This window comes from Arthrobacter melezitosi (assembly GCF_054511055.1).
This window is the reverse complement of record NZ_JBTNDJ010000014.1, coordinates 19,741-43,956: the sequence shown is the minus strand read 5'-3', so window position 1 is coordinate 43,956 and position 24,216 is coordinate 19,741. Positions and strand designations below refer to the sequence as shown.

Annotated in this window: 20 protein-coding genes; 9 read left to right on the top strand and 11 right to left on the bottom strand. The window is 71.9% G+C overall.

All coding sequences use genetic code 11. The features are described 5' to 3' along the window. Positions 1-46 precede the first annotated feature (46 nt). From ACX80W_RS13440 to ACX80W_RS13415, 6 genes are all read right to left on the bottom strand, one after another. Complete coding sequence (locus tag ACX80W_RS13440; protein ID WP_459284084.1) at positions 47-1,870, bottom strand: ABC-F family ATP-binding cassette domain-containing protein; 1,824 nt, start codon at positions 1,868-1,870, stop codon at positions 47-49. A 39-nt stretch (positions 1,871-1,909) separates the two neighbouring features. Next, positions 1,910-2,881, bottom strand: a complete 972-nt coding sequence (locus ACX80W_RS13435) for a 4-(cytidine 5'-diphospho)-2-C-methyl-D-erythritol kinase (protein ID WP_459284082.1) — start codon at positions 2,879-2,881, stop codon at positions 1,910-1,912. Between the two features lie 45 nt (positions 2,882-2,926). Then, on the bottom strand, positions 2,927-3,802 hold the full coding sequence (rsmA, locus tag ACX80W_RS13430) for a 16S rRNA (adenine(1518)-N(6)/adenine(1519)-N(6))-dimethyltransferase RsmA (RefSeq protein WP_459284080.1): 876 nt from the start codon (positions 3,800-3,802) through the stop codon (positions 2,927-2,929). A 104-nt stretch (positions 3,803-3,906) separates the two neighbouring features. Next, a complete protein-coding gene (locus ACX80W_RS13425) occupies positions 3,907-5,247 on the bottom strand; it encodes an NAD(P)/FAD-dependent oxidoreductase (protein WP_459284078.1) in 1,341 nt (446 codons plus the stop codon). 368 nt (positions 5,248-5,615) lie between these two features. Further along, on the bottom strand, positions 5,616-6,791 hold the full coding sequence (locus ACX80W_RS13420; RefSeq protein ID WP_459284076.1) for a resuscitation-promoting factor: 1,176 nt from the start codon (positions 6,789-6,791) through the stop codon (positions 5,616-5,618). A 357-nt stretch (positions 6,792-7,148) separates the two neighbouring features. Then, complete coding sequence (locus ACX80W_RS13415; RefSeq protein ID WP_459284074.1) at positions 7,149-8,132, bottom strand: TatD family hydrolase; 984 nt, start codon at positions 8,130-8,132, stop codon at positions 7,149-7,151. Between the two features lie 184 nt (positions 8,133-8,316). Between ACX80W_RS13415 and ACX80W_RS13410 the strand changes: the two genes are divergently transcribed. The 3 genes from ACX80W_RS13410 to ACX80W_RS13400 are packed head-to-tail and all read left to right on the top strand — an operon-like array spanning position 8,317 to position 13,223. Then, positions 8,317-9,348 (top strand): AAA family ATPase, encoded by a 1,032-nt coding sequence (locus ACX80W_RS13410; RefSeq protein ID WP_459284072.1) that lies wholly within the window; start codon positions 8,317-8,319, stop codon positions 9,346-9,348. 15 nt (positions 9,349-9,363) lie between these two features. After that, on the top strand, positions 9,364-10,866 hold the full coding sequence (locus ACX80W_RS13405) for a DUF58 domain-containing protein (RefSeq protein ID WP_459284070.1): 1,503 nt from the start codon (positions 9,364-9,366) through the stop codon (positions 10,864-10,866). Continuing rightward, the gene (locus ACX80W_RS13400) at positions 10,863-13,223 is read left to right on the top strand and encodes a transglutaminase TgpA family protein (protein ID WP_459284068.1); all 2,361 of its coding nucleotides are present in this window, start codon (positions 10,863-10,865) and stop codon (positions 13,221-13,223) included. The genes ACX80W_RS13405 and ACX80W_RS13400 overlap by 4 nt, the downstream gene beginning before the upstream one ends. Positions 13,224-13,295: 72 nt before the next feature. Here the strand turns inward: ACX80W_RS13400 and ACX80W_RS13395 are convergent, their stop codons facing one another. The 3 genes from ACX80W_RS13395 to ACX80W_RS13385 form a co-directional block, all read right to left on the bottom strand. Then, positions 13,296-14,777, bottom strand: coding sequence for an NAD-dependent succinate-semialdehyde dehydrogenase (locus ACX80W_RS13395; RefSeq protein ID WP_459284066.1), 1,482 nt, complete (start codon positions 14,775-14,777; stop codon positions 13,296-13,298). A gap of 168 nt (positions 14,778-14,945) precedes the next feature. Then, positions 14,946-15,737, bottom strand: a complete 792-nt coding sequence (rsmI, locus tag ACX80W_RS13390; RefSeq protein ID WP_459284122.1) for a 16S rRNA (cytidine(1402)-2'-O)-methyltransferase — start codon at positions 15,735-15,737, stop codon at positions 14,946-14,948. Positions 15,738-15,957: 220 nt separating this feature from the next. After that, entirely contained in the window at positions 15,958-16,716 is a 759-nt protein-coding gene (locus tag ACX80W_RS13385; RefSeq protein WP_459284064.1) for a pullulanase X25 domain-containing protein, read from the bottom strand. 171 nt (positions 16,717-16,887) lie between these two features. Between ACX80W_RS13385 and ACX80W_RS13380 the strand changes: the two genes are divergently transcribed. The 6 genes from ACX80W_RS13380 to ACX80W_RS13355 all read left to right on the top strand — a co-directional run bounded on the left by ACX80W_RS13380 (position 16,888) and on the right by ACX80W_RS13355 (position 22,091). Beyond that, positions 16,888-17,799 carry a cation diffusion facilitator family transporter gene (locus tag ACX80W_RS13380; RefSeq protein ID WP_459284062.1) on the top strand — a complete coding sequence of 304 codons (912 nt, stop codon included), beginning with the start codon at positions 16,888-16,890 and terminating at the stop codon, positions 17,797-17,799. A 40-nt stretch (positions 17,800-17,839) separates the two neighbouring features. Further along, positions 17,840-19,468 (top strand): dolichyl-phosphate-mannose--protein mannosyltransferase, encoded by a 1,629-nt coding sequence (locus ACX80W_RS13375; protein ID WP_459284060.1) that lies wholly within the window; start codon positions 17,840-17,842, stop codon positions 19,466-19,468. Between the two features lie 100 nt (positions 19,469-19,568). Then, on the top strand, positions 19,569-20,213 hold the full coding sequence (locus tag ACX80W_RS13370; protein WP_459284058.1) for a phosphoribosyltransferase: 645 nt from the start codon (positions 19,569-19,571) through the stop codon (positions 20,211-20,213). 251 nt (positions 20,214-20,464) lie between these two features. After that, positions 20,465-21,058: a sulfite oxidase-like oxidoreductase gene (locus tag ACX80W_RS13365; protein WP_459284057.1), complete on the top strand. Its 594-nt coding sequence runs from the start codon at positions 20,465-20,467 to the stop codon at positions 21,056-21,058. Then, positions 21,055-21,786, top strand: a complete 732-nt coding sequence (locus ACX80W_RS13360) for an FAD-binding oxidoreductase (protein ID WP_459284055.1) — start codon at positions 21,055-21,057, stop codon at positions 21,784-21,786. Before ACX80W_RS13365 ends, ACX80W_RS13360 begins: the two co-directional genes overlap by 4 nt. Continuing rightward, positions 21,783-22,091, top strand: a complete 309-nt coding sequence (locus tag ACX80W_RS13355) for a DUF6510 family protein (RefSeq protein ID WP_459284053.1) — start codon at positions 21,783-21,785, stop codon at positions 22,089-22,091. Before ACX80W_RS13360 ends, ACX80W_RS13355 begins: the two co-directional genes overlap by 4 nt. Positions 22,092-22,127: 36 nt before the next feature. Here ACX80W_RS13355 and ACX80W_RS13350 read toward each other — a convergent pair whose 3' ends face one another. Both ACX80W_RS13350 and ACX80W_RS13345 read right to left on the bottom strand, forming a co-directional pair. Next, complete coding sequence (locus ACX80W_RS13350) at positions 22,128-22,544, bottom strand: VOC family protein (RefSeq protein ID WP_459284051.1); 417 nt, start codon at positions 22,542-22,544, stop codon at positions 22,128-22,130. Between the two features lie 157 nt (positions 22,545-22,701). Then, positions 22,702-24,213 (bottom strand): DUF1461 domain-containing protein, encoded by a 1,512-nt coding sequence (locus ACX80W_RS13345; protein ID WP_459284049.1) that lies wholly within the window; start codon positions 24,211-24,213, stop codon positions 22,702-22,704. Positions 24,214-24,216: the final 3 nt, after the last annotated feature.

Below are 24,216 nucleotides of genomic sequence, written 5' to 3'. Positions count from 1 at the left end.
CGACGACGGAAATTCCGCGTAACCGCTACTCATATTTAGGCGCGGACTACTCGCCCAGGACCTCCGCTGCGAGCACCCACTGCTCCTCAAGGCCCTCGGTTTCCGCCTGGAGCGCACTGAGCTTCACGTTCAGCTCCGCGAGGTACCCGAAGTCCGCGTCCGGCTTCGAACCGGCCTCGTCCATCTGCTGGTGCAGCTTGCCCTTCTGCGCATCCAGTTTGGTGATCTGCCGCTCGATCCGGGCCAGGTCCTTGCGGGCCTGGCGCAGCTCGGCCTCGGAGGATCCGCCTGCGGTGCCGCCGTCCTTCGACACGGCGGGGGACGCCGAGGACCCGGTCACCCGGAGCGAGGGCGCGGCCCGCCTCAGTTCGAGGTACTGGTCGACGCCCCCGGGAAGGTCGCGCAGCCGCCCGTCGCCGAGCAGTGCCATCTGGGTGTCGGTGACCCTCTCGAGCAGGTACCGGTCGTGGGAGACCACGACGAGCGTGCCCGGCCAGCCGTCGAGGACGTCCTCGATGGCCGAGAGGGTATCGGTGTCCAGGTCGTTCGTCGGTTCGTCGAGCATCAGGACGTTCGGTTCCCCCACGAGCAGGCGCAGCAGTTGGAGCCGCCGGCGCTCCCCGCCGGAGAGCTCGCTGACGCGGGTCCACTGCTTCTCGTTGGTGAAGCCGAGCTGCTCGACGAGCTGGCTGGCCGAGACCTCCTTGCCGCCGACGCTGAACACACGCTTTTCGGCTTCGATGACTTCGATGACGCGGCTGTCACCCAGTTCGTCGAGTTCGCGGACCTCCTGGGACAGCACGGCGGTCTGCACGGTCTTGCCCCGCTTGAGCCGTCCGTTGGTCGGCGGGACCTCGCCGTTGAGCATGCGCAGCAGGGTCGTCTTGCCCGAGCCGTTGACGCCGACCAGGCCCAGGCGCTGTCCGGGGGCGAGGCGCAGCGTCACGTTGGAGAAGAGCCGGCGCTCCTGCCCGCCGGCGTCGATGGTGAGGCTGATGTCCTCGAGGTCGAGCACGTCCCGTCCAAGGCGGGACATCGCCATCTTGTTGAGGGCGAGCGTGTCACGGGGCTCCGGAACGTCGGCGATGAGCTCGTTCGCCGCCTCGATGCGGAACTTGGGCTTGGCGGTGCGGGCGGGAGCGCCCCGGCGCAGCCAGGCGAGTTCCTTCTTGACCAGCTGGACCCGCTTGCTTTCGATGACGGCGTTCATGCGGTCCCGCTCGGCGCGGGCGAGCACGTAGGCGGCGTAGCCGCCGTCGAAGCCGTCGACGATGGCGTCGTGGACCTCCCAGGTGCGGGTGCTGATCTCGTCGAGGAACCAGCGGTCGTGGGTGACGACCAGGAGCCCGCCCTCGGTGGGGCGCCAGCGCTGCTTGAGGTGCCCGGCCAGCCAGGCGACGCCCTCGACGTCGAGGTGGTTGGTGGGCTCGTCGAGCATGATGACGTCGTGGTCGCCGATCAGCAGTTTCGCCAGCGCCACCCGGCGCTTCTGCCCGCCGGAGAGCGAGGAGACGGGCGCGTGCCAGTCCACTTCGGAGACCAGCCCGCCCATCACGTCGCGGATCTTGGGGCTTGAGGCCCATTCGTGGTCGTCCTGGGTTCCGACGATCGCCTCGCCCACGGAGAGTGAGCCATCGAGCACGTCGGTCTGGTCGAGGTAGCCGACGCTGACGTCGCGCCGGCGGGTGACGCGCCCGGAGTCGGGCGTGGTGCGCTGGGCGAGCAGGCGCATGAGCGTTGACTTGCCGTCGCCGTTGCGCCCCACCATGCCGATGCGGTCGCCGTCCTCAAGCCCGAGGGACACCCCGTCGAGGATGGTGCGGGTAACGAAGGCGACGCTGAGGTTTTCAGCGCCGAGAAGGTGTGCCAATGCGAACTGCTTTCAGTAAGGGTTGTCGACCGGCGGACCTCAGCCGATGGTGTCGGTGGCGATCCGCGCGCCGTGCGCCGGACCGTGGACCGCGGTGGCGGTCATGCCCTCGGCCTCGAGCCGGGACTCAAGGTCCGCGGCGTGCGCGGCGCTGCCGGCCAGGAACGCGACGGTCGGTCCGGAGCCGGAGACGATCCCCGCCAGCGCCCCGGCCTTGGATCCTGCCTCAAGGATATCCCCCAGGCCCGGTGCGAGCTCCAACGCCGGCTCCTGGAGGTCGTTGGAGAGCAGCGGGGCCAGGGCGGAGGCGTTCCCGGCGCGCATAGCGCCGAGGATCGCCGGATCGATCTCGGGCTGCAGCGGGGCGTCCGCACCGGTGCGCAGCCGGATCTCGTCGAGCAGCCGGTACACCTGCGGGGTGGACAGGCCGTAGTCCGCCGGCACCAGCACCCAGTGCAGCGGTGTCTTGGAGATCGCTGGTGTCAGCTGCTCCCCAACGCCGAGGCCGACGGCGGTGCCGCCGAGCAGTGCGAAGGGCACGTCGGCGCCGAGGCCGACGGCGATCTTGGCCAGTTCGTCGCGGGAGAAGCCGCTGCCCCACAGGGCGTCGCAGGCGAGCAGCGCGGCGGCGGCGTCGGCGGATCCGCCGCCCATCCCGCCGGAGACGGGGACGCGCTTGGTGATGTCGAGGTGCACCCCGCCCGAGGCCGGGCTTACCTCGGCGAGCAGGTGCGCGGCGCGCACCGCAAGGTTCGTCGCATCGAGCGGAACGGCGCCGGGGGGCAGGTTCAGCGTGCCCTGGCCGTTGACGCTCACGGTGACGCCGTCGCCGTCGACCCGGGTTGCCGTCACCTCCTCATAGAGGGAGACGGCAAGGAACACGCTGGCGATTCCGTGGTAGCCGTCCTCGCGGGGAGGACCCACCCGCAGGGAGACGTTGATTTTGCCGGGGGCCCGGACCCGGACCCTGCGCTGGCCACCTGGCACCTGTCCAGCTCGTACCGACTCCATAACCTCCAACTTAGATCACCGGCTTCCGTGCTGAAAATCGCGGGCTCAGGTGGCCGGGGCCTTCCCCTCGGCGATCCGGGCGAAGGCGGCGACGTCGAGCACCTCGCCGCGCGCCGTCGGGTCGACGCCGGCCCGCACCAGGGCCTGCTCCGCAAGGCCGGGGCTGCCGGCCCAGCCCGAGAGGGCTGCGCGCAGGGTCTTGCGGCGCTGCGCGAAGGCGGCGTCGATGACGGCGAAGACCTCCTCGCGGGACGCCGTCGTGGCGGGCGGGTCATGCCGGGTGAAGCGAACGAGCCCCGAGGCGATCTTGGGGGCCGGCCAGAAGACGTTCATGCCGATCACTCCGGCCTTGGTCATGCGCGCGTACCAGGCGGCCTTGACCGAGGGGACCCCGTAGACCTTGGATCCGGGGCCGGCGGCGAGCCGGTCGGCCACCTCGTCCTGCACCATCACCAGGCCCGAGCGCAGCGAGGGGAACCGGGCGAGCAGGTTCAGCACCACGGGCACCGCGACGTTGTAGGGGAGGTTGGCAACGAGGGCCGTGGGCGGGTGCGGCAGGTCGGTGACGCGCAGCGCGTCCGCCAGGACCACGTCGAGCGCCTCCGCCCGGTCCGGGCGCCACTGGAGGGCGGTGGACGGGAGCCGTCCTGCGAGGACCGGGTCGATCTCGACGGCGACGACGCGTTCGGCGGCGTCGAGCAGGCCGAGGGTGAGCGAGCCAAGTCCGGGGCCCACCTCGAGCACGGTCTCGCCCTCGCCCAACTGGGCCGCGGCGACGATCCTGCGGATCGTGTTGCCGTCGATCACGAAATTCTGGCCGAGCGTCTTGGTGGGCCGGATGTCGAGTTCCGCCGCCAGCCGCCGGATGTCGGCGGCACCGAGCAGGGGTGCTGGAGGCGGCGAGGTTGGGGGCGAAGTCACCTAGTTATGGTAGCCCGGGCGGTGCCGGCGCCCCGACGGACCGTCCACGGCGCCGCGGGCCCGGCCGCCCGGCCCCGTGCGTGGTGGCCGGCGCAGGAGCCCGCTCAGGTGCGCTTTTCGGGCCGCGGAGTGTTGGCGGCTGCTGCCTCCTCGAAGGAGCCGCGGGGCCGCTCGAGACCCCGCAGGCCCACCGTGTCCCGGCCGAGCCACAGGTTGTGCCACCAGCCCCACAGCACGCGCCACTTGCGCTCCCAGGTGGGGATGGCCAGCACGTGGTAGCCGCGGTGCATGACCCAGGCCGGGAATCCCTTGATGACGATGGGCCCGGACTGGAAGACTCCCGTGCCAAGGCCCAGGGTCGCCACGGCGCCGAGGTCCTTGTGCAGGTAGGGGACGGGTTCTTCACCGCGGAGGGTGGCCGCGATGTTCCGGGCCAGGAGTTTGCCCTGCCGGACGGCGTGCTGGGCATTCGGCACGGTGTAGCCCCCGATGCCTCCGCCGGAAAGGTCCGGAATTCCGGCATCGTCCCCGGCCGCCCACGCGCCGGGCACGGGCCCGTCCTCGCCGCCGACCCGCAGGTCCGCCCGGGTCATGATCCGGCCCCGCTCATCGATGGGCAGGTCGGTGTGGCGGGTGATCACCGGGTTGGCCACCACCCCTGCCGTCCAGACCAGGAGGTCGGTTTCGAAGCGCTCCCCGGTGGAGAGGGTGACGACGCCGTTCTCCGCGGAACTGACCTGGGTGTTGAAATGGATGAAGGCCTGGCGCCGGGCCAGGCGCCGTTCGACCCACTTGCTCGTGGCGAGGGATACCTCCGGCAGGATGCGCCCGGTGGCCTCGATCAGGTGGAACCGGGTGTCCGCCAGGGTCAGTTCCGGATACTTCCGCAGCAGGGACGTTGCCAGGGAACGCAGCTCGGCGAAACCCTCGATGCCGGCGTATCCCCCACCGACCCACACCACGGTCAGCAGCCGGTCACGTTCGGGGCCGGGGGGCAGCGCGGCGGCCTTGTCGAAATTGAGCAGGAGCCGGTCCCGGATCCAGACGGCTTCCTCGACGTTCTTCAGCCCGATCGCCTGCTCGGCCACGCCCGGGATGGGGAAGGTTCGGCTCACGGCTCCGGCCGTGGCCACGGCGATGTCGTAGGTGAGTTCCCTTTCCTGGCCGTCCGCGAAGCGGATTGTCGCCTTCCTCTCCGCATGGTTGAGGAAGACCACCTTTCCGGTGACGGTGCGCGTCCGGCGCAGGTGCCGCCGGTGGGACACCACGACGTGCCGGGCCTCGATCGAGCCGGCCAGGACCTCGGGCAGGAACGGTTGGTAGGTCATGTACGGCAGGGGATCCACAAGGGTCACCTCGGCCTCACCGGGGCGGAGGATCTTTTCCAGCTTCCAGGCCGTGTAGAAGCCGGCGTAGCCGCCTCCGACAATCAATATTTTGGGCATCCCGCTGCGCCTCCATCGATAGGTCTGTTCCGGTTTCAGGGTCTGCGGGTGCGGATCCTGTTCGTCGCTCCGCACCCGTATAAACGGGTTTCGTGCCCGGCTCCCCCTGCCGTGGGAAGGGGGAGGGAACCGCAGGACGACGGGGACGGCCGTGGGCGGAACGCCGGGGCCTTCAGGGCAGGGATCGATGCCGCCGGCGCGGGCGGGAGGCCCCTGTTCCGCAGCGCGTCGGAGGGGAGGTGGGGTGGATCAGACGGTCTCATGGCACATCCTCCGGGTGCCATCATATTCCGCACTCCCCGGGAGGTCCCCAAGGTGACGCAATTTGTCACTCCCCGATGGGGAGGGGTCCCGGCAGCGGGTTATCCTCAGCGCAGCCCGAGCCTCGAGGCGCAGGAGGGCCAGTGGCCCCATCCGCCGTTGCCCTTGAGTACCTCGGCCGTGGCAATCTGCTCGGCCGGGGTCGCAAGGTGCGGCAGCGGGGCGTATTTGCCGCCGCCGGCGCCCAGCCAGCTCGGGCGGCTGAACTGCAGCCCGCCGTAGTAGCCGTTGCCGGAGTTGATCGACCAGTTTCCGCCGGACTCGCATTCGGCCAGCGCCGCCCAGACGTTCCCCTGCGGAGCAGGGCCGGCGGCGGGCTTTTCCACCCCGGGCTCCTCCGGTTCCACCGGGTCGGGCCCGGCGGCGGCACGCGTTCCGACGGCGGTCCGCTCCTCGACCGGTTCCCGGGTGACGGTCTGGCTGATCAGCCGGCGCGAGGTCTCCCTGCCGTCCTCGAGGCGGACCGCGTAGACGCTTATCCGTTCCCCATCGACGCCCCTGACCCTGAGCTTCCGCTCGCCGCGGGGAAGGTTCGGGTCCTCGGTCTCGACGCGCGGGAAGGGGATCGGCTCGGCCGTGCGGGCTTCCTTGCTGGTGACGCGGGTGATCTTCACGCCCAGTCCGTCGATCACCGCGGTGGAGACCGGGACGGAGATGCGGTCCTCGGCGCCGAGGACGATCTTCGCCTCCGCGAGCAGTTCGGGAAGCCAGACGGTCGAGGTGGTGTGCACCGAGGTGGTCCCGCCCACGGTGAGCGTCACCTGCTTCGGGGTCCGGATGGTGATGGCGGAATCCACGGTGCGCAGTTCGGCCGCCAGGGGCAGCGATACCGTCGAGGTGCGGGCCAGGCCCAGCTCGTCGAGCAGGTCCGCGACGGTCGCCGCGGACGTCGGGTGCGCTGCGCGCACCCCGTCGAGGATCAGGTCGACCTCCTGCGCCCTGCGCACCCGGATCGCGGCCCCGTCGGGAACCTCAGCCGTGCGGGCGGGGATGACGGCGTCGTGCGGGCCGAGCGGGACGTTGGCCTTGGCGAGGATCTCCTCCACCGTGCCCCCGTAGGTCTGCACCGTGGAGGTGCGGCCCTCGACGGTGAGCTCGACCTGCTTGCCGTTGCCGACGAAGGCGACGAGCCCCGAGACGAGGCTCATCATCACCACCGTCTGCCCGGTCCGCTTCAGCCAGCGCCTGCGCCTGCGCACCCTTTTCCCCACCGTGTCCCCCATGTACGAAGTCTCCGGGCACGGGGAATCGCAGCGGGCAGCCGCGGCCCGCAGGGCACGGCGGCCACCGGGGCGCGGAAGCGGTCCCGGAGCTGCTGGAGTTGCCGGCGGACGGGGCGGCGCGCTTTTGCGTGCCGGTACCGCCGCCCGGAGGCAGTGCTAGTCCGAATGCCTTCCCCGACCCCGGCTAACAGGAGCTAACCGTAACCGCGCCGTGACCTTAACTCCAAACCCTCGCGTCCCACAGGTCACACCGAAGGGGACGGGAGGCAGGGGTTGAGCGCTGCGGGGCCGGCGCCTGCGGGTCCCCGCAGGGCCGCCCGCACCCGGCGGGACCCCGCCACCGGGCGGGGGCACCGGTCAGTCCCAGGAACCGTAGACGGCGGTCGTGTTCGCGAAGATGCGCCCGCACAGCTCCTCAAGGTCCGCGCCGAGCACCTCCGCCATGGCGCGCACCGTGTACGGCACCACGTAGGAGGCATTCGGCTGGCCCCGGTAGGGGTGCGGGGTCAGGAACGGGGCGTCCGTTTCGGCGAGGATCAGCGAGGGCTCGGCGATGGCCAGGGCCTCCCGGAGGTTGCCGGCGTTCTTGAACGTGACGGTGCCGGCGAAGGACATGTACCAGCCGTTTTCGTTGCAGATCCGGGCCAGGGCCGCATCCCCCGAGAAGCAGTGGAGCACCACGCGCTCCGGCGCTCCCTCCTCCCGCACGGTGGCCACGACGTCGTCGTGGGCGTCCCGGTCGTGGATCTGCAGGGCCAGGTCGAGCCGCTTGGCGATGTCGAGGTGGCGCCGGAAGGAGTAGCGCTGCCGTTCAATGCCCTCCTGGGGGGTGCGGAAGTAGTCGAGGCCCGTCTCGCCGATCGCCCGGATGCGCGGATGGGCGGCGAGCTGCTCGATCTCCTCGAGCGCCTCCTCGAGCGAGCCCTCCGCGGCGAGTTTCGGGGCGTCGTTGGGGTGCAGCGCCACGGCCCCGAGGACGCGCGGATCGGCGTCCACGGCCTTCACCGTGAAGCGGGAGGACTCGAGGTCCGACCCCACCTGGACCACGCCCGCCACCCCGGCGGCCTCCGCCGCATCGAGGGCGGCCCGCAGGCTGACCTCCACGAGCCCGTCCCGGAAGTCGAGGTGCGTGTGGTTGTCGATGACCGGGGACGGCAGCGGTTCGGGCAGCGGGGGGTAGTCGAGTTTCCGCCGCTGGCCGCCATCGCCCTCCGGCTTCCTTGCCCGAACCGGACCCGGACCGGACCCGGGGCCGCCCGGGCCGGCGGGCTCCTCCGGAGTGCCGGCTGCCCGGTAGGGCCCCGGGATGGAACCTGCTGCGTACGCGGAATTGTTGACCATTTCCCCAGCCTATCCAGCGCGGGAACTTTCCACCCGCACCGGAGGTTGACCTAGTAATCTAGGTATCTAGTCAGCCGGAGCACACCGCCAGTGGCGGCAGCCGAGGTCACCGCCTGCGTGTCGTGTTCCCCGGCCGCCCTCCGCCGGACCCCGACCCGTAGCTGCCGAAGCGCGGAAGGCATTCATGGACGTCCACAACACGACCGTCGAGGATTCCCACCTGCCGGGACCGGCGGGGCAGGCCCCGGCGGTGGAGTCCTTTGCCGCTGTGGCCTCGGAAATCCTCGAATCGATCAACACGGTGATCGATGGAAAGCCGGATGCGGCCCGGCTGGCCCTGACGGTGCTGCTGGCCCAGGGGCACCTCCTGCTCGAGGATGTGCCCGGGGTGGGCAAGACGATGCTGGCGAAGACCCTGGCGCGCACCATCGACTGCACGGTCAACCGCATCCAGTTCACCCCGGACCTGCTGCCCTCGGACGTCACCGGTGTCTCGATCTACAACCAGGATGCCCGCCGCTTCGAGTTCCGGCCCGGACCGGTGTTCGCGAACATCGTGATCGGTGACGAGATCAACCGGGCCTCGGCGAAGACCCAGTCGGCGCTGCTCGAATGCATGGAGGAACACCAGGTCACCGTCGATGGGCGCACCCACGCCCTGGGTGATCCCTTCATGGTCGTCGCCACCCAGAACCCGATCGAGATGGAGGGCACCTACCCCCTGCCGGAGGCCCAGCGGGACCGCTTCATGGCGAGGATCTCCATGGGCTACCCGGACGCCGGCTCCGAGATCGAGATGCTCGAGACCCACCAGTCCCTGTCTCCGCTGGCCGGGATCCGCCCGTCCACGACGGCCGCCGGGATCGCCGCGATGATGGCCCAGGTGCGCACCGTCTACGTCTCTCCGGCGGTGAAGGAGTACACGGTGGCCCTGGGGGCTGCCACCCGCACGCACCAGCGGCTGCGGCTGGGGGCAAGCCCGCGGGCGCTGCTGCAGCTGCTCCGCGCGGCCAAGGCCGCGGCGGCCCTCGAGGGACGGGACTTCGTGCTCCCCGACGACATCACCGCCATGGCCGGACCGGTCCTCGCCCACCGCCTGATGCTCGACCGGAGGGCGGCGAGCGCCGGCGAAACCGCGTCCTCGGTCGTCGAAAACGTGCTGGCAAAGGTACCGGTTCCGCGTGACGCGCGCGGGACCGGAGTCCGAAGCCGCTGACGGAACCGGCCCGCCATGGCACTGCTCGACCGGTTCCCCTCGAACGTCCTGACCCAGCGCGGGTGGGGATTCGTGATCGCGGCCGGCGCGGCACTGCTCGCCGCGCAGGTCCTCGGCCGCCGCGACCTCCTCTACGTCGGGGTGTTCCTGGCCTGCCTCCCGGCGCTGTCGGTGCTGATGCTGCGGCTCATCAAGCCGCGGTTCACCATCGAACGCAGCTTCGCCCCCTCCACCATGGAGACGGGCTCGACGACGACCGTCTCCCTCGCGGTGGCCTCCAGCGGCCCGCCCGGTCCGCCGGTGACCATGGAGGAGCATGTGCCGCCGCGCTTCGGGCGGGCCCCGCAGTTCACCTACCCCTCCTCCAATCCGACCCGCACCGGCGTGAGCCTCTACGAATACCGCCTGCGCTCCGCGACCCGCGGCATGTTCAACATCGGTCCGGTCACCGCACAGTTCACCGACCCGTTCGGCCTGGGCACCTCGAGCCACCTGCTGGGCTCCCCGGATCCCCTGGTCGTGACTCCGGCGCCGCTCGACCTGGCCGCCGCCCCGCTGTCGGGTTCGCGCGGCACCGACGGTCCTGCCGCCACGCGCCGCAGGGCGAACCCCAGCGACGACGACGTCATGACGCGCGAGTACCGGCACGGCGATTCGATGCGCCGCGTGCACTGGGCCGCCACCGCCCGGCACAACGAGCTGATGGTGCGGCAGGAGGAATCGGTCACCACCCCGGAGGCAACGCTCCTGATGGACCAGCGGCAGTCGAGCTTCAGCTACGGCTTCAACGCCGTCTTCGGCGCCGAGCCCGGGCACGGCGGTGCCGGATCCACCATCCCGGCCTTCGAATGGGCGGTGACGGCGGCGGTGTCCATCAGCGCCCACCTCCTGGAGCGCAGCTACGCGCTGCGGTTTCTCGACCACCACGGGGCGCCCGCCCTGCTGCGCTCCCCCTCCGCCCCGTTCCCCGGGGACGAGGAATTCGAGGGTCCGGGGGCGCTGGCCGCCATCGCCGAGGGGCTCGCGGCGCTCGGCCCCGCCCACGAGGCCGGCCGGCGCTCCGGGAGCACCGCCGCCGGGGCAGGTCCGGTGCGGCGGCATGCACGGCGGCGCACCGGAAGCAGGGCCGCGGGGCACCCGGTGCCGGCCGCCCGCACCCCGCGGCGGGAGGACGCCGCCCACGACGACGCCGGGCGGGCCTTCGGGGACGACCTCCTCGATAAGCTCGCCTCCAACCGGCATCGGGGTCCGCTGATCGCCGTCGTCGGGCTGCTGACCGCCGAGGAGGCCCGGACCCTCGCCACGGCGTCGGGCTACGGCTCCGCCGCACTCGCCCTGATGGTCGTCGACCGACCGGCCGATGCCGCGGCCCAGGTCGACATCCTGCGCACCGCCGGGTGGCACGCGGCCGCCGCCTCCCCCCGGGCCGACATGCCCGCCGTCTGGGCCGCCCTCGGCCACCCCGCACCCGCCCCGTCCGGGCAGCGCACCCCCACCCACCAGGAAGGTCTCCGGTGACAGCGACGCTGGAACGCCCCGTTGCGGGCCCGCCGGAGGCCTCCCGGGCCGCTCCCCCGCCGGTCCGGCCCGACTATGCCCACTGGGCCGTCTCCGCGGCGGCGGGCACCGGGGTGCTCGCCGCGGCCACCAGCCTCAACGGCGTCATCGAGCCCTGGACCTGGTTCGGACCGGTGTTCAACACCGTGGTGCCCGTCCTGTTCTTCATGTCCGTGACCCGTGCCCTGCGGCTGCCCGGGCTGGTCACGATCCTCGCGGGCCTCCTGGCCCTGGGCGGCTGCCTGACCTCGCGGTTCGTTCCGGACCAGAGCATCCTCGGGGTGATCCCCGGCCCCGGAACCGGCGTGCAGCTGCAGGTCCTGCTGAACCACGCGGAGGACACGGTCACCTCCCAGGCCGCGCCGGTCCTCCCCGGGGACGGCATCTTCCTGGTGACCTGCGCGGCCATCGGGCTGATCGCCATCGCCGTCGACACCCTTGCCACGACCCTGCGGATGCCGGCGGTCAGCGGCGTCGGCCTGCTGGCCCTGATGGTCGTGCCGGCCGTCGTCAAGCCCCTCGGCGTCGGCATGGGACCGTTCCTGGTGACGGTCGCGGCCTACCTCCTGCTCCTGGGCTGCGCGCAGTGGCGCGAAGGCCTCCTGGCCGCCTCCACGGAGCACGGCTCCACCGGCTACCTCGGGCGCGGCCTTGCGGTGGGTGCGGCCGCCATGACCGTGACGATCCTGCTTCCCCTCGCGGTTCCCGGATTCAACAGCGGCGCCTTCCCGCAGGGTGCCCGGCTCGACGTGTGGGGCGGCACCTCGGGACTCAACCCGGCGGTGACCCTCGGCAACGACCTGCGCAATCCCTCCGGCTTCGGCCGCGTCACCTATGCCACGAACTCCCCGGAACCGGTGTACCTGCGGGCCGTGACGCTCGAGGACTTCGCCGGCCAGCGGTGGGAGCCCGAGCAGCGGCGGGACGAACGTGAACCCGGCCTCCAGGGCATGGGCTCCGAATCGGTCCGTTCGGCCGGGGAGTTCGGCGCGACGGCCTTCACCCGGATCAACACGGACAGCTACGCCAGCCCCTGGCTGCTGGCCCCCTATGCCCCGCTGAGCGTCGCCAGCCTCAACGGGCGCTGGACCTGGGACCCGAAGAACCTCAGCATCCTCTCCTTCGACGGCGGAACCGCGGTGCGGCAGGAGTACGAGGTGCTCAGTACTCTGCCCGACCTCACCCAGGCGCGCCTGCGCGCCATCCGGCCGGCGCCGAAGGGCGCGGTCGCGGAGGTCTTCACCGAACTGCCCAGGGACACCCCGGACATCGTCCGGCGCACGACCGAGGAGGTGGCGGGGGAACTGCGCAACCCCTACGACCAGGCGGTCGCGATCCAGAACTTCCTTAGGAGCCGGGACTTCACCTATTCCGTGGACGCCCCGGTCCAGGGCGGCTACGACGGAAGCAGCATGGGCGTGATGGCCCGGTTCCTTGAAACGCGCTCCGGCTACTGCGTTCACTATGCGGGCACCATGGCCGTGATGGCCCGGGCCGCCGGTATCCCGAGCCGCGTCGCCGTCGGATACACCCCGGGCACGACGACGGGCGAGGTCCAGGCCGGCCGGGACGGAATCGAACTGCGCGAGTTCGCTGTCGATTCGCGCAACGCGCACGCCTGGCCCGAGCTGTACTTCAACGGGGTCGGCTGGGTGCGGTTCGAGCCCACCCCCTCGCGCGGTGTCGTCCCGGACTACGCCCAGACGATCACGTCCCCGTTCAGCATCCGCGCCGACGACTACGACAGCCTCAACCCCAGCGCGGCGGACGTCCCGCGGGGCACGCCCGCCGAGGCCGAGGAGGCCGGCGCGTCCGGCGCCGCGGATGCGGCCGCCGCCGGCTCCCGGGCCGCCGCGGCGGGGACCGCGGTGGCCGCCGGGCTCCTCCTCGCGCTGCTGCCGATGCTGATCCGCTCGGCGCGGACGGCGGCGCGGCGCCGGCAGGTGCAGGCCGGCGACGGGCCGGGCACCGCCGCGGCCGCCTGGGCCCAGATGACCGAGATCGCCGGGGACTACGGCCACCCGTCCCTTCCGACGGACACCCCCCGGGCGTTCTCGCAGCGCCTGCGGGCCGGTGCGGGGCTCCACGGGCCCGAGGCGGCCTCCCTCGAGCGGCTGCAGCGGGCCTTCGAACGCGAGGAATACGCCGGGCCGGTCCCCGCTCCGGTTCCCGGTGCGGCGGGAACCCTCACCGACGCCCCGGCGGTGGCCTGGGACGACGTCGCGGTCGTGACCGCGGCCCTTCGGGAACGCAGCAGCCTGCCGGTCCGGCTGCGGGCCCTGTTCCTGCCGCGGTCCCTCCTGCGTCCGGCCCGGTAGGCGTTCACCGCGACGTCGGAACCCGGCCCGGAAGGGACCCGCGGCAGTCCCTTCCCGGCCGGGAGCCGAGGGCTAGGAGGCCATCGGGTCGGCGATGCCGATGTACTGCGTGTAGAGGTACTCCTCGATCCCCTCGGCGCCGCCTTCACGGCCGAGCCCGGACTGCTTGACGCCGCCGAAGGGCGCCGCCGCGTTGGAGATGACACCGGCGTTCAGGCCCATCATCCCGGTATCGAGCCGCTCCCCGAGGCGCAGCCCGCGGTTGAGGTCCCTCGTGAACACGTAGGCCACCAGGCCGTACTCGGTGTCGTTGGCCAGCTCAACGGCCTGGTCCTCGGTGGAGAAGGTGACGATCGGCGCCACCGGACCGAAGATCTCCTCCCGCAGGATCCGCGAGGACCGGTGCACGTCCTTGAGGACCGTGGGCCGGTAGAAGTACCCCGGTCCCTCGACCGGCGTCCCCCCGGTCACCGCGGCGGCGCCGTCGGCGAGGGCGTCCGTCACCAGTTCGTGGACCTTGTCGCGGCTCTTGCCGTCGATCAGCGGGCCGAGCTTCGAGTCATCCTCGGTGCCGCGGGCGGTGCGCATTCCGGCCATCCGCTCCCCCAGCCGGGCGGCGAACTCATCGGCGACCGACTCGTGGACCAGGAAGCGGTTGGCGGCGGTGCAGGCCTCGCCCATGTTCCGCAGCTTCGCCGCCAGCGCGCCCGTGACGGCGGCGTCGAGGTCGGCGTCCTCGAACACGAGGAAGGGCGCGTTGCCGCCGAGCTCCATCGAGGTGCGCAGGACGTTCTTCGACGCCGCGGCCAGCAGGCTGCGCCCCACCGGGGTGGAGCCGGTGAAGGAGAGCTTGCGCAGGCGCGGGTCCTCGATCAGCGGACCGGTCACGGCCTGCGCGGTCGAGGTGTGAACGACGTTGAGCACACCGGCCGGCAGCCCCGCCTCCTCCATCACCTGCGCGAACAGCGACGAGGTCAGCGGCGTGAGGTTCGCCGGCTTGAGCACCATGGTGCACCCGGCCGCCACGGCGGGGGCGATCTTGCGCGTGGCCATGGCCAGCGGGAAGTTCCAGGGGGTGATCAAAAGGCACGGCCCCACGGGCTTCTTGGTGACCAGCAGCCGGGACTTCCCGTCCGGGGCCATGCTGTAGCGGCCGGAGGCGCGCACCGCCTCCTCGGAGAACCAGCGCAGGAACTCGGCGCCGTAGGTGACCTCGCCGCGGGCCTCGGCCAGTGGCTTGCCCATTTCGAGGGTCATCAGCAGCGCGAAGTCCTCGGCGCGCGCGGTGACCAGTTCGAACGCCCGGCGGAGGATCTCGCCGCGCTCGCGCGGGGCGGTCCGCGCCCAGTCGTCCTGGGCGGCGACGGCGGCGTCCAGGGCCGCCGCGCCGTCGGCCGGGGTGGCGTCGGCGATCGTCAGGAGGGTCTTGCCCGTCGCCGGGTCCTCCACGTTGAAGACGGCGCCGGAGGAGGAGTCCCGCCACTGCCCGCCGATCAGCAGTCCGGTGGGGACCCGGGCCAGCAGGTCCTGTTCGCGCTCGACGGTGACGGTCATGAGAAACTCCTCGACGGTAAGGGGCGGTGGAAGCGGCACGGTGGCTGCGGCGGGCGCGGCCCGGATTCCCGCTCACGGTAGCCCCGGGCGGGCACACGTGTCCAGACTGTGGTGCACCACACTTGGCGGCATCCGTTGTTCACCTGCACAACCGCCCGGCCGGGCGGATCAGCGGGAGGCGAGAACGGCGGCGTAGAGTTCGCGCTTGCTGACCCGGGCCTCCTCGGCGACGGCCGCCACCGCCTCCTTGAGGCGCAGCCCGTTGCCGATCAATTCATCGACCGCCGCGACGTGATCCTCGGGGCGGGAGGGAACCGCTGCGGGGGCACCGCCGACGACGACGGCGATCTCGCCCCGGACCTCCCCGTCCTGGGCCCATTCGAGGAGCTCGAGCAGGGATCCGCGCAGGACCTGCTCGTGCACCTTGGTCAGCTCTCGGGCCACCGCGGCCGGCCGGTCGCTGCCGAAGGCCGAGCGCAGCGAGCGCAACATCGCCTCGAGGCGGTGCGGCGCCTCGAAGAAGACCATGGTGCGGCGCTCGGCGGCCAGTTCGGCGAGCCGGGTGGAGCGTTCACCGGCCTTGCGCGGAAGGAAGCCCTCGAAGCAGAACCGGTCGGTGGGCAGTCCCGACAGCGCCAGGGCGGTCAGCACGGCGGAGGGTCCCGGCGCGGCCGTGACGTCGATGCCCTCGGCGACGGCGGCCTCCACGAGGCGGTAGCCGGGATCGGAGACCGACGGCATGCCGGCGTCGGTGACCATCAGGAGGGTCGCGCCGGAGCGGACCTCCTCGAGCAGCTCGGGCGTGCGTGCGGCCTCGTTGTGCTCGTGGTAGCTGACGATCTTCCCGCCCACGGTGACGTCGAGGGCCTGCACCAGCCGGTGCAGCCGGCGCGTGTCCTCGGCGGCGACGACGTCGGCGCTGCCGAGCAGCCCGAGGAGCCGTTCGGTGGCGTCACCCATATTGCCGATCGGGGTGGCGGCCAGCACCACGCGGCCGCGGGTTCCGCCGTCGCCCGCGGTGCCGCGGTAGGCGCTAAAGGCGGGCCGGGCGGCGTCCGGCCCGGCCGCGGGTGCGTCGTCGGGCGCGCCCGCCGGGGTGGGTCCTGCAGGTTTCTTCACCATCCAAGGGTAGCCCCTGCGCCCGGGGCCGGCCCTGCCGCGGACCGGACCCCCGGACGGCTCAGGTGGTGCTGACGTCCTTCGTGGCGTGGTCGTAGCGGAAGGTGACCTCCCCGCCGGGGTGGTGGAGTTCGTGGTCGGACCCGTCCCGGACACCGAAGGCCCCGTAGTTCTCCACCCAGGAGCGGTCGATGGCCACCTTGTAGGCGTACGCCCCGGCCGGCAGGTCGGTGGTGATCTTCCAGACCTTCTCCTCCTGGTCGAACACCATCTGGACCTCATCGACGTGCGGAGCCCAGTCCTCGGCCGCCCCCAGGTGGGAGGCGAAGTTGCCGGCGATGGCGACGGACGCCGGCTGGCCGGTGTCCGGCCGTCCGGTGGCGTCCCGGTCCCCGCCCGGGGCCGCCGCGGCGGCGTCCTCCGCTGCATCGGCCTTGGCGCCCGTGTCCCCGGCGGCCGCCGGCAGGGGCGTGTCCGCCGGAACGGGCGTGCCGCCGGCGAGCGCGGCGGCGAAGGATTCCTCGTCGGGGAACGCCACGGTTGCGCGGAGCCCCTCCTCGGTGATGGTCCAGCCGCTGCGGCCCTTGACCATCCAGCCCGCCTTGACGAGCTTCGCCGAGGCCGTCGTCAGGGTCTTGAATCCCCTGGGCACGCCGCCGCTGAGCAGTTCGCTCTCCCGCTCGTTGAGGGGTACGCGGGCGATGGCCTCGGCCAGCACGGCGGAACCCGGCCCGCCGGGCGCCCCCTGCGCCCGCTCCGCCAGGACATTGAGTACGGCCTTCAGCCGCTGGGTCGTGCCGTCCTGTGCCTTCGTCTTCACAATCGCCCTCCATGGGTTCGTCTCTCCACCCGGCAACACGGAGCCGGTGCCGCATTCCGTCAGTGTCAACGCTAAGTGACGTCCGCGCGATCGGTCCAATAGGTAGGCAGGGGGCTGACTTTCCCGGTCACCGGTTCCCGTCGGGCATCCGCCGCACGGTACCCTTGGCGCATGGGGAACCACCACCACGGACACACCTCCACGCACCGCGGGCCGCTGGCCGCGGCCCTGGGGATCACGGTGGCCGTCTTCGTCCTCCAGGTGGTTGGCGCCGCGCTCACCGGCAGCCTCGCGCTGCTCTTCGACTCGGCCCACGTCTTCACCGACGCCGCGGGCCTCTCGCTCGCCCTGGCGGCGGCCACCCTGGCGCTGCGGCCGGCCACGGCCCGGCGCACCTGGGGCTTCCGGCGCGCGGAGGTCGTGGCGGCCATGGCCCAGGCGGGCCTGCTCCTCGCCGTCGGGCTCTACGTCCTCATCGAGGGCGTGCGTCGCCTGATCGAGCCCACTCCGGTCGCCGGCCCCGAACTGATCGTCTTCGGTGCCGTCGGCCTGGCGGGCAATATCGCCGCGCTGGTGGTGCTGGCGCGCCACCGCTCGGCGAACTTCAACCTCCGTGCCGCCTTCCTCGAGGTGCTCAACGACGCCCTCGGGTCGGTGGCCGTGATCGTCGCCGCCGTCGTGATCACCCTGACCGGTTGGGTGCGCGCCGACGCGCTCGTGGCCCTGCTCATCGGGGCGCTGATCATCCCCCGCACCGTCCGGCTGCTGCGCCAGACCGTCAGCGTCCTGCTCGAATCGACCCCCGCGGGCATCGACCCCGACGCGGTGCGGGCCCACATCGCCAACCTCGCCTTCGTCACCGACGTGCACGACCTGCACATCACCCAGATCGCCACCGGCCTGCCCGTCCTCACCGCCCACGTGGTGGTCGAGGAGGAGTGCTACACCAGCGGCAACGCCCATCAGGTCCTCGACCAGCTGCAGGTGTGCGTCGGGCAGCACTTCGACCTCAGCATCGAGCACAGCACCTTCCAGATCGAACCCGCGAGCCACCGCCTCCACGAGGAGGGCCTCGCCCACTGATCCGCGGGTGGTTGGGGAGGCGCCCCGGTAGCATTGCAGGGTGAGCCACGCCGCCGTCCTTCAGCCCGGGAAGTCCCTGACGGGGACGCCGCGCAGCTGGGTGTCCTCCCCACGGGCGGCCTTCACCGAGCAGTCGCTGCGCGCCCGGCTCCTGGGGGCCTCGGCGCCGGGCGGGCCCGCGGCCTGGCTCGTGCCGGTGGTTCTCGCCGTCCTCGGCGGGGTGCTCCGCTTCGTGCGCCTCGGTGAACCCGGCAGCCTGGTCTTCGACGAGACCTACTACGTCAAGGAAGCCTACTCACTGCTGCTCTCCGGGTACGAACGGGAGTGGCCCGAGGACGCCAACACATCCTTCAACGCCGGCAATCCCACGGTGATCCTGCCGACCGCGGACTACGTGGTCCACCCGCCCCTGGGCAAGTGGATGATCGCCGGGGGCCTGCTGCTCTTCGGGGCGGACAACCCCTTCGGGTGGAGGTTCTCGGCGGCGCTGGTGGGAACCCTGTCGATCCTCCTCCTGGCGTTCGTCGCCGGGCGCCTCTTCGGCTCCACCGCCCTGGGCGGTGCGGCGGGGCTGCTCCTGGCCGTCGACGGGCACCACCTCGTGCACTCGCGCACCTCCCTCCTCGACATTTTCCTGATGTTCTGGCTGCTGCTGGCCTTCGCGGCGCTGCTGCTGGACCGGGAGCAGGGGCGGCGGCGCCTGGCGCACCGCCTGGCGGAGGCGGCCGGCCGGGCCGCGGACATCCATCCCGCCGTCCTGGGATTCGGCCCGTGGCTTGGCCTGCGCCCCTGGCGGATCGCCGCAGGGATCTGCCTGGGCCTCGCGCTCGGCACGAAGTGGTCGGCCCTGCCCTACATCGCCGCGTTCGGCCTCCTCACCGTCGCCTGGGATATGGGTGCCCGCCGCGTTGCCGGTATCCGGCGCTGGGCCGCCGGGACGGTGCTGAAGGACGGCCTCCAGGCGTTCGCCTCGATCGTTCCGCTGGCCGCGCTGACCTACCTCGGCACCTGGGCCGGCTGGCTTGCCTCCGAGGACGCCTACGACCGCCAGTGGGCCGCGACGAACCCGTCCGCCCGGTGGGACTGGGTCCCCCCTGCCCTCCGGTCCCTCGCCGAGTACCACCGCAGCGCCTATTCCTTCCATCAGGGCCTCGGCTCCGACCACCCGTACGAAGCGCACGCCGGGCTGTGGCTGGTGCTCGGCCGCCCCACCTCCTTCTTCTACGAGAAGCCCTCCGGCTGCGGCGCGGAGGCCTGCTCGCAGGCTGTCACGGTGCTGGGCAATCCGCTGATCTGGTGGAGCTCGGCACTCGCCCTGCTCGTCCTCGTGGCGGTCTGGCTCCGCAGCAGGGACTGGCGGGCCGCGGCGATCCTCGTCGGTGCCGCCGCAGGCTACCTGCCGTGGTTCCTGTACCCGGAGCGCACCATGTTCTACTTCTACGCGGTCGCCTTCGAGCCCTTCCTCATCCTCGCCCTTGCCTACTGCCTGGGCCTCGTGCTGGGCAGCCCGGCGGACTCCCCCGCGCGCCGGCGCGCCGGCCTCCTGCTCGTCGGGGCGTTCCTGGCCGCCGCGGTCCTCGTCTCGGCCTACTTCCTGCCCATCTGGACCGCCGACGTCATTCCCTACGAGCAGTGGCGCCACCGGATGTGGTTCCCGCGCTGGATCTGACCCCGGCTCTCCCCGGGAGGCGGCCACCGGCGGATACTGGAAGTGCCGGGCGGGCCGCACCGCGCCCGCACCACCGGCCACGAGGGGTGGGGGTGCGGACATGGGACTCTTTCGGGACAGGACCGACGCCGGACGGCAGCTCGCCGGGCGCCTGGCGGACCTGCCCGGGCCGGTGGTGGTCCTCGGCCTGCCCAGGGGCGGGGTGCCCGTGGCGGCGGAGGTGGCGGCCGCTCTTGGGGCACCGCTCGACATCGTGGTGGTGCGCAAGCTTGGACTCCCCTCCCAACCGGAGCTGGCGATGGGGGCGATCGGCGAAGACGGCACCCGCGTGCTCGAGGAACGCGTGATCCTCCGCGCCCGCGTGTCCGACGACGACCTGCGCGCCGTCGAGGCCCGCGAACGCACCTTCCTCCAGGCCCGCACCGCGCTGCTCCGCGCCGGGCGTGCCCGCACCGACCTCACCGGCCACACCGCCGTCGTGGTCGACGACGGCGTGGCCACCGGGGCGACGGCCCGGGTCGCGTGCGAGGTGGTGCGCGGGCTGGGCGCCGCCCGGGTCGTCCTGGCGGCGCCCGTCGCCCCCGCCGATGCCGCCCTCCGGATCCCCGGGGCCGACGACCACGTCTTCCTGGCCACCCCCTCCCGCTTCCGCTCGGTCGGCGAGCACTACGAGGACTTCACCCCGGTCGAGGAAAGCCAGGTCATCGCCCTCCTGGAGGCCGCTGCGGCCGGCCGGCGGGACTGACTCCCCGCACGCCCTCGCCGCGGCGGACACACGCGCCTTCCCCGCCGCCTGCAGGTGCGTTAACCGCCGTCGGAGGCGTCCGGCACCGGCCCTGAAACGGAAGCGACTTCTTCTTTCCATTGCCTCAGGGAAGTGATAGAACGAAGCCCCTAGGCACAAACCCTCGCCGCTCCGCGCAGCGCTCTGGGCTCCCCGTGGGGAAGGAGTGTCCGTTCCCGCCGCAGCGCACCGCATCTGATTGGAGGAACACCATGGGCATCATCTCATCAGGATTCCGGGGACGCAGGAACAAGGACCAGCCCGGCCTTCCGCCCGGACAGTACCTGACCGACAGCTTCCCGGTCCTCTCCGCCGGCCCGACGCCGAGGGTCGACACCGCGGAGTGGGAATTCCAGATCACCACCGAGAAGGGGCAGAAGCACTCATGGACCTGGGACGAGTTCCAGGACCTGCCCCAGGAGGAAGTCACTGTCGACATCCACTGCGTGACCAGCTGGTCGAAATTCGGCACCCGGTGGAAGGGCGTTCCGCTCGATGCCTTCTTCGAGGATGTCAAGACCTCCTACCCCTACGCCATGTTCTCAAGCTACGGCGGGTACACCACGAACCTTCCGCTGGAGGACTTCCTCAACGGGAAGGCGTGGGTCGTCCACAAGTACGACGGCGGGGAGATCCCTCCGTCCCACGGCGGCCCCGCGCGGCTCCTCGTCCCCCACCTCTACTTCTGGAAGAGCGCCAAATGGGTCCGCGGAGCGCGGATGATGGAGCGCAACGACCCCGGGTTCTGGGAGACCAACGGATACAACCTCCACGGTGACCCCTGGCTTGAGGAGCGCTACTGGTGAGCAGCACCTGGAGAACCGCCGACGTCGTCGCCGCCCGGTTTGAGACTCCCTCGGCGCGCACCCTCGCCCTCCAGTTCCCCGAACCGGTCACCAGCATCGGCGGACAGCATGTCGATATCCGGCTGACGGCCCCGGACGGCTACACCGCCGTGCGGTCGTTTTCGGTGGCGGGCACGCTGCCGCCGAACGGCCTCGAGATCACCGTTGAGGAACTTGAGGACGGCGAGGTTTCGCCGTATCTCGTCCGGGACCTGGAGGTGGGAGGCAACCTCGAGATGCGCGGGCCCGTCGGTGGCTGGTTCGTGTGGCAGCCCACGGACACCGGCCCGGTGCAGCTCATCGGCGGTGGTTCCGGGGTGGTGCCGCTGATGGCCATCGTGCGCTCCCACCGCGCCGCAGCCAGCACCGCGCCGATGCATCTGCTCTACTCGGTGCGCGAGCCGTCGACCGTCTACTACCGCGGGGAACTCGAGAAGCTCGAAGCCGCACCGCAGCCCCTGCCGGTCGAGTACGTCTACACCCGGCGTGCACCCGGCGGTGAGCCCGTGGGACGGCTCACCCCCGCCACGATGGCGCCCCGGATCCTGCCCCCTGCGGCGGACCCGGCGGTGTTCGTCTGCGGGGCCACGGCCTTCGTGGAGGCCGTGGCGGCCTGGCTCGTCGAGGCCGGCTATTCCCCCGACCGCATCAAGACCGAACGCTACGGCGGAATAGGAGACGGGACATGAGCCTCGGACTGGGAAACGAAGTGGCCGGCGGGCCGGACACGGACGGGCAGGACTGCCTCGATGGCAACGTGCTGGCCGGGCCGCTCTCCGAGTTCGCCGCGGGCGACCTGACCCTGGCCGAGGGCCGGTGCGAGAACTGCGGTGAAACCGGCGTGCTCGCGACGACACGGGTGTACGCGAATGCTCCGGGCCTGACGGCCCGGTGCAGGATGTGCGGATCCGTGCTGCTGCGCCTCACCGAGGCGGGCGGACGGTCGGTCCTTGACCTGCGCGGATTGAGCTATCTGAGCATCCAGCGGGGCTGAGGTCGATGGAGCCGGCGGCGCTGCCGCCGGCTCCGCTCAGGAATCCGAGGCGGCGATATTGACCAGCCAGCTGACCCCGTACCGGTCGCTGCACATGCCGAAGCTGTCGCCCCAGGGGGCCCGTTCGAGTGGCAGCGTCACCGTGCCGCCATCACTGAGCCTGTCCCAGTAGCCGCGCAGCTCGGTGTCGTCGGTGCCGCTCAGCGAGACCGAGTAGTTGGTGCCGACCGTGTAGTCCATGCCGTTCGGCGTATCGGCGCCCATCAGCACCATCCCGCCGTCGGTCACCAGCATGCCGTGCATGATCTTGTCCTGCTCGGCCGGGTCCTCGCTGGCCTGGAACTCGCCGAAGGTACTCAGGGTGAGTTCACCGCCAAAGACCGAATGGTAGAACTCCATGGCCCCCCTGGCCGTGTCGCGGAACCCCAGGTACGGGTTAAGGCGTGTGGTCATCGCACTTCCTCCTCATGGTCGGCACTGCTGGCTGGCGGTTCGAACCGGCGGGGATGCCCGGTGGTTCAGCACCGATTATGGGCCTCCGGGAGCCCGCGTGGTAGTCAAAATTCCGGATCCCGCCCCCCGGCCCCGGCCGCGGCCGTCCGGGTGGTGCCTAGGTCGGCGACAACGCCGCACGGTGCCGGGCCTGGAGCTCGTCCTGGGCGGCCTGCGATTTCTGCCGGCGCCGCCGGGTGGGCCAGGTGAGGGCCAGGGTCAGCAGCGTCGCCGCCAGCACCAGGAAGCCCACCGTAGCCGCCGCGTCGGTCCAGAACTGCTCGGGGAAGAGCCGGATCAGGGTGTCATCCACCCGGAAGGTCCAGGTGCCATCGGCGAAGAAGACGGCGTGGACGGAGGTGAAGAAGAACTCCCAGGCCAGGACGGCCGTCACGGCGAGGGCCGCCATGAGCACCAGGGTCAGCACGGCCCCCGAGAACAGGGCCCTGCGGATTCCGCCCTTGTACCGGCGGGCGAGGTAGACGCAGGCCCCGATCCCGAGGACGAGCAGCACGAACGCTGCAACGAAGGAGAGCTGGAGGACCGCCTTCACATCGGCCATATGGCTCACCTCACTGTCCAGGAACAGCTGCTGTCCGCCGGGGTTGACGAGGCCCCCGAGGTACCGGGCCGGGGCGAGGTTGAGCACGTAGTCAACGGCGTAGGACCCGTAGGTCAGGCGGTCCTCGGTGGAGAACCCGAATTCGTCGGCGGGGAAGCCCGGGCGGTGATATTCGGCCCAGAGGAAAAAGGACGAGGTGACGGCACGGACCGCGCCGGCGAGCACGACGACGGGGAAGATCACGGCGACAACCACCTGGAGGAACCGGGCGAGGGCCGGCTTGGCCGCCACGGCGTGTTCCCGCTCGAGGGCCCGGCGGCGCACCTCCTGCTCCGAGGGGCGCAGCAGCAGCGCCCCGGTGTCGGAATCCGGTTCATTGACGGGTTCCCGGCGCTCCGCCGGACCGCCGTCCGGATCCAGGTGCTTCGAAGTCCCGCTGCCGGCAGCCCCTCCAACGGCCGCGCCGCCGGTCAGCGCGGTGGCACCGGGGGCCCCACCGGCCACAGGCAGCGCGGCCGTGGGCGGCTCGGCCTCGGCGGACCGGACCGGACCGGCAGGCCCGTCGTCCGGTGCGCCCGCCTCCTCCGGTGCCACCGGGCCGGGCGCCGTCGTTGCGGCGTCCGGCGTCGGCCCTGCATCGTCCGGCGCTGCCGCCGGCGTCGGCACGGCCGGTGCCCCTGCGGCCGCCACCGGCACGGCGGGGATCGATGCGGTCTGCATTGGTCCGTCGAGCGTTGGTCGGTCCGGGGTTGATAGGTCCCGGGTCGGTCCGTTCAGGGTTGGTTCGTTCAGGGTTGGTTCGTCCACGGGCGCCGCAGCCGGGCGCGGGTCTGCGGGAGTCGGCTCCGCACGATCGGCCGCCTGCCCCGCCTCCGGAGACCCGGCCGGCGAAGCGGACCCGCGCCATTCGCCCTCCGGCAGCCCCGCGGGGACATACCGCGACACGTCGGGCATGGTGCTTGCCTTCCGCATGGGCAGCGAGTTGCGCTGGGCGATGGGGGCCGGGGCGGAGTCCGGGGCGCGCCCCTGGAGGTCCTGGTCCGTGCCGGTTCCGTCGGTCTCAGCCACTGC

What these genes read in the sequence shown, in the direction of transcription:
- ACX80W_RS13435 (WP_459284082.1), bottom strand. Translation starts at nt 2,881, where the DNA reads ATGGAGTCGGTACGAGCTGGACAGGTGCCAGGTGGCCAGCGCAGGGTC.
- ACX80W_RS13425 (WP_459284078.1), bottom strand. Translation starts at nt 5,247, where the DNA reads ATGCCCAAAATATTGATTGTCGGAGGCGGCTACGCCGGCTTCTACACG.
- ACX80W_RS13420 (WP_459284076.1), bottom strand. Translation starts at nt 6,791, where the DNA reads ATGGGGGACACGGTGGGGAAAAGGGTGCGCAGGCGCAGGCGCTGGCTG.
- ACX80W_RS13415 (WP_459284074.1), bottom strand. Translation starts at nt 8,132, where the DNA reads ATGGTCAACAATTCCGCGTACGCAGCAGGTTCCATCCCGGGGCCCTAC.
- ACX80W_RS13410 (WP_459284072.1), top strand. Translation starts at nt 8,317, where the DNA reads ATGGACGTCCACAACACGACCGTCGAGGATTCCCACCTGCCGGGACCG.
- ACX80W_RS13405 (WP_459284070.1), top strand. Translation starts at nt 9,364, where the DNA reads ATGGCACTGCTCGACCGGTTCCCCTCGAACGTCCTGACCCAGCGCGGG.
- ACX80W_RS13395 (WP_459284066.1), bottom strand. Translation starts at nt 14,777, where the DNA reads ATGACCGTCACCGTCGAGCGCGAACAGGACCTGCTGGCCCGGGTCCCC.
- rsmI (WP_459284122.1), bottom strand. Translation starts at nt 15,737, where the DNA reads ATGGGTGACGCCACCGAACGGCTCCTCGGGCTGCTCGGCAGCGCCGAC.
- ACX80W_RS13380 (WP_459284062.1), top strand. Translation starts at nt 16,888, where the DNA reads ATGGGGAACCACCACCACGGACACACCTCCACGCACCGCGGGCCGCTG.
- ACX80W_RS13370 (WP_459284058.1), top strand. Translation starts at nt 19,569, where the DNA reads ATGGGACTCTTTCGGGACAGGACCGACGCCGGACGGCAGCTCGCCGGG.
- ACX80W_RS13365 (WP_459284057.1), top strand. Translation starts at nt 20,465, where the DNA reads ATGGGCATCATCTCATCAGGATTCCGGGGACGCAGGAACAAGGACCAG.
- ACX80W_RS13355 (WP_459284053.1), top strand. Translation starts at nt 21,783, where the DNA reads ATGAGCCTCGGACTGGGAAACGAAGTGGCCGGCGGGCCGGACACGGAC.
- ACX80W_RS13350 (WP_459284051.1), bottom strand. Translation starts at nt 22,544, where the DNA reads ATGACCACACGCCTTAACCCGTACCTGGGGTTCCGCGACACGGCCAGG.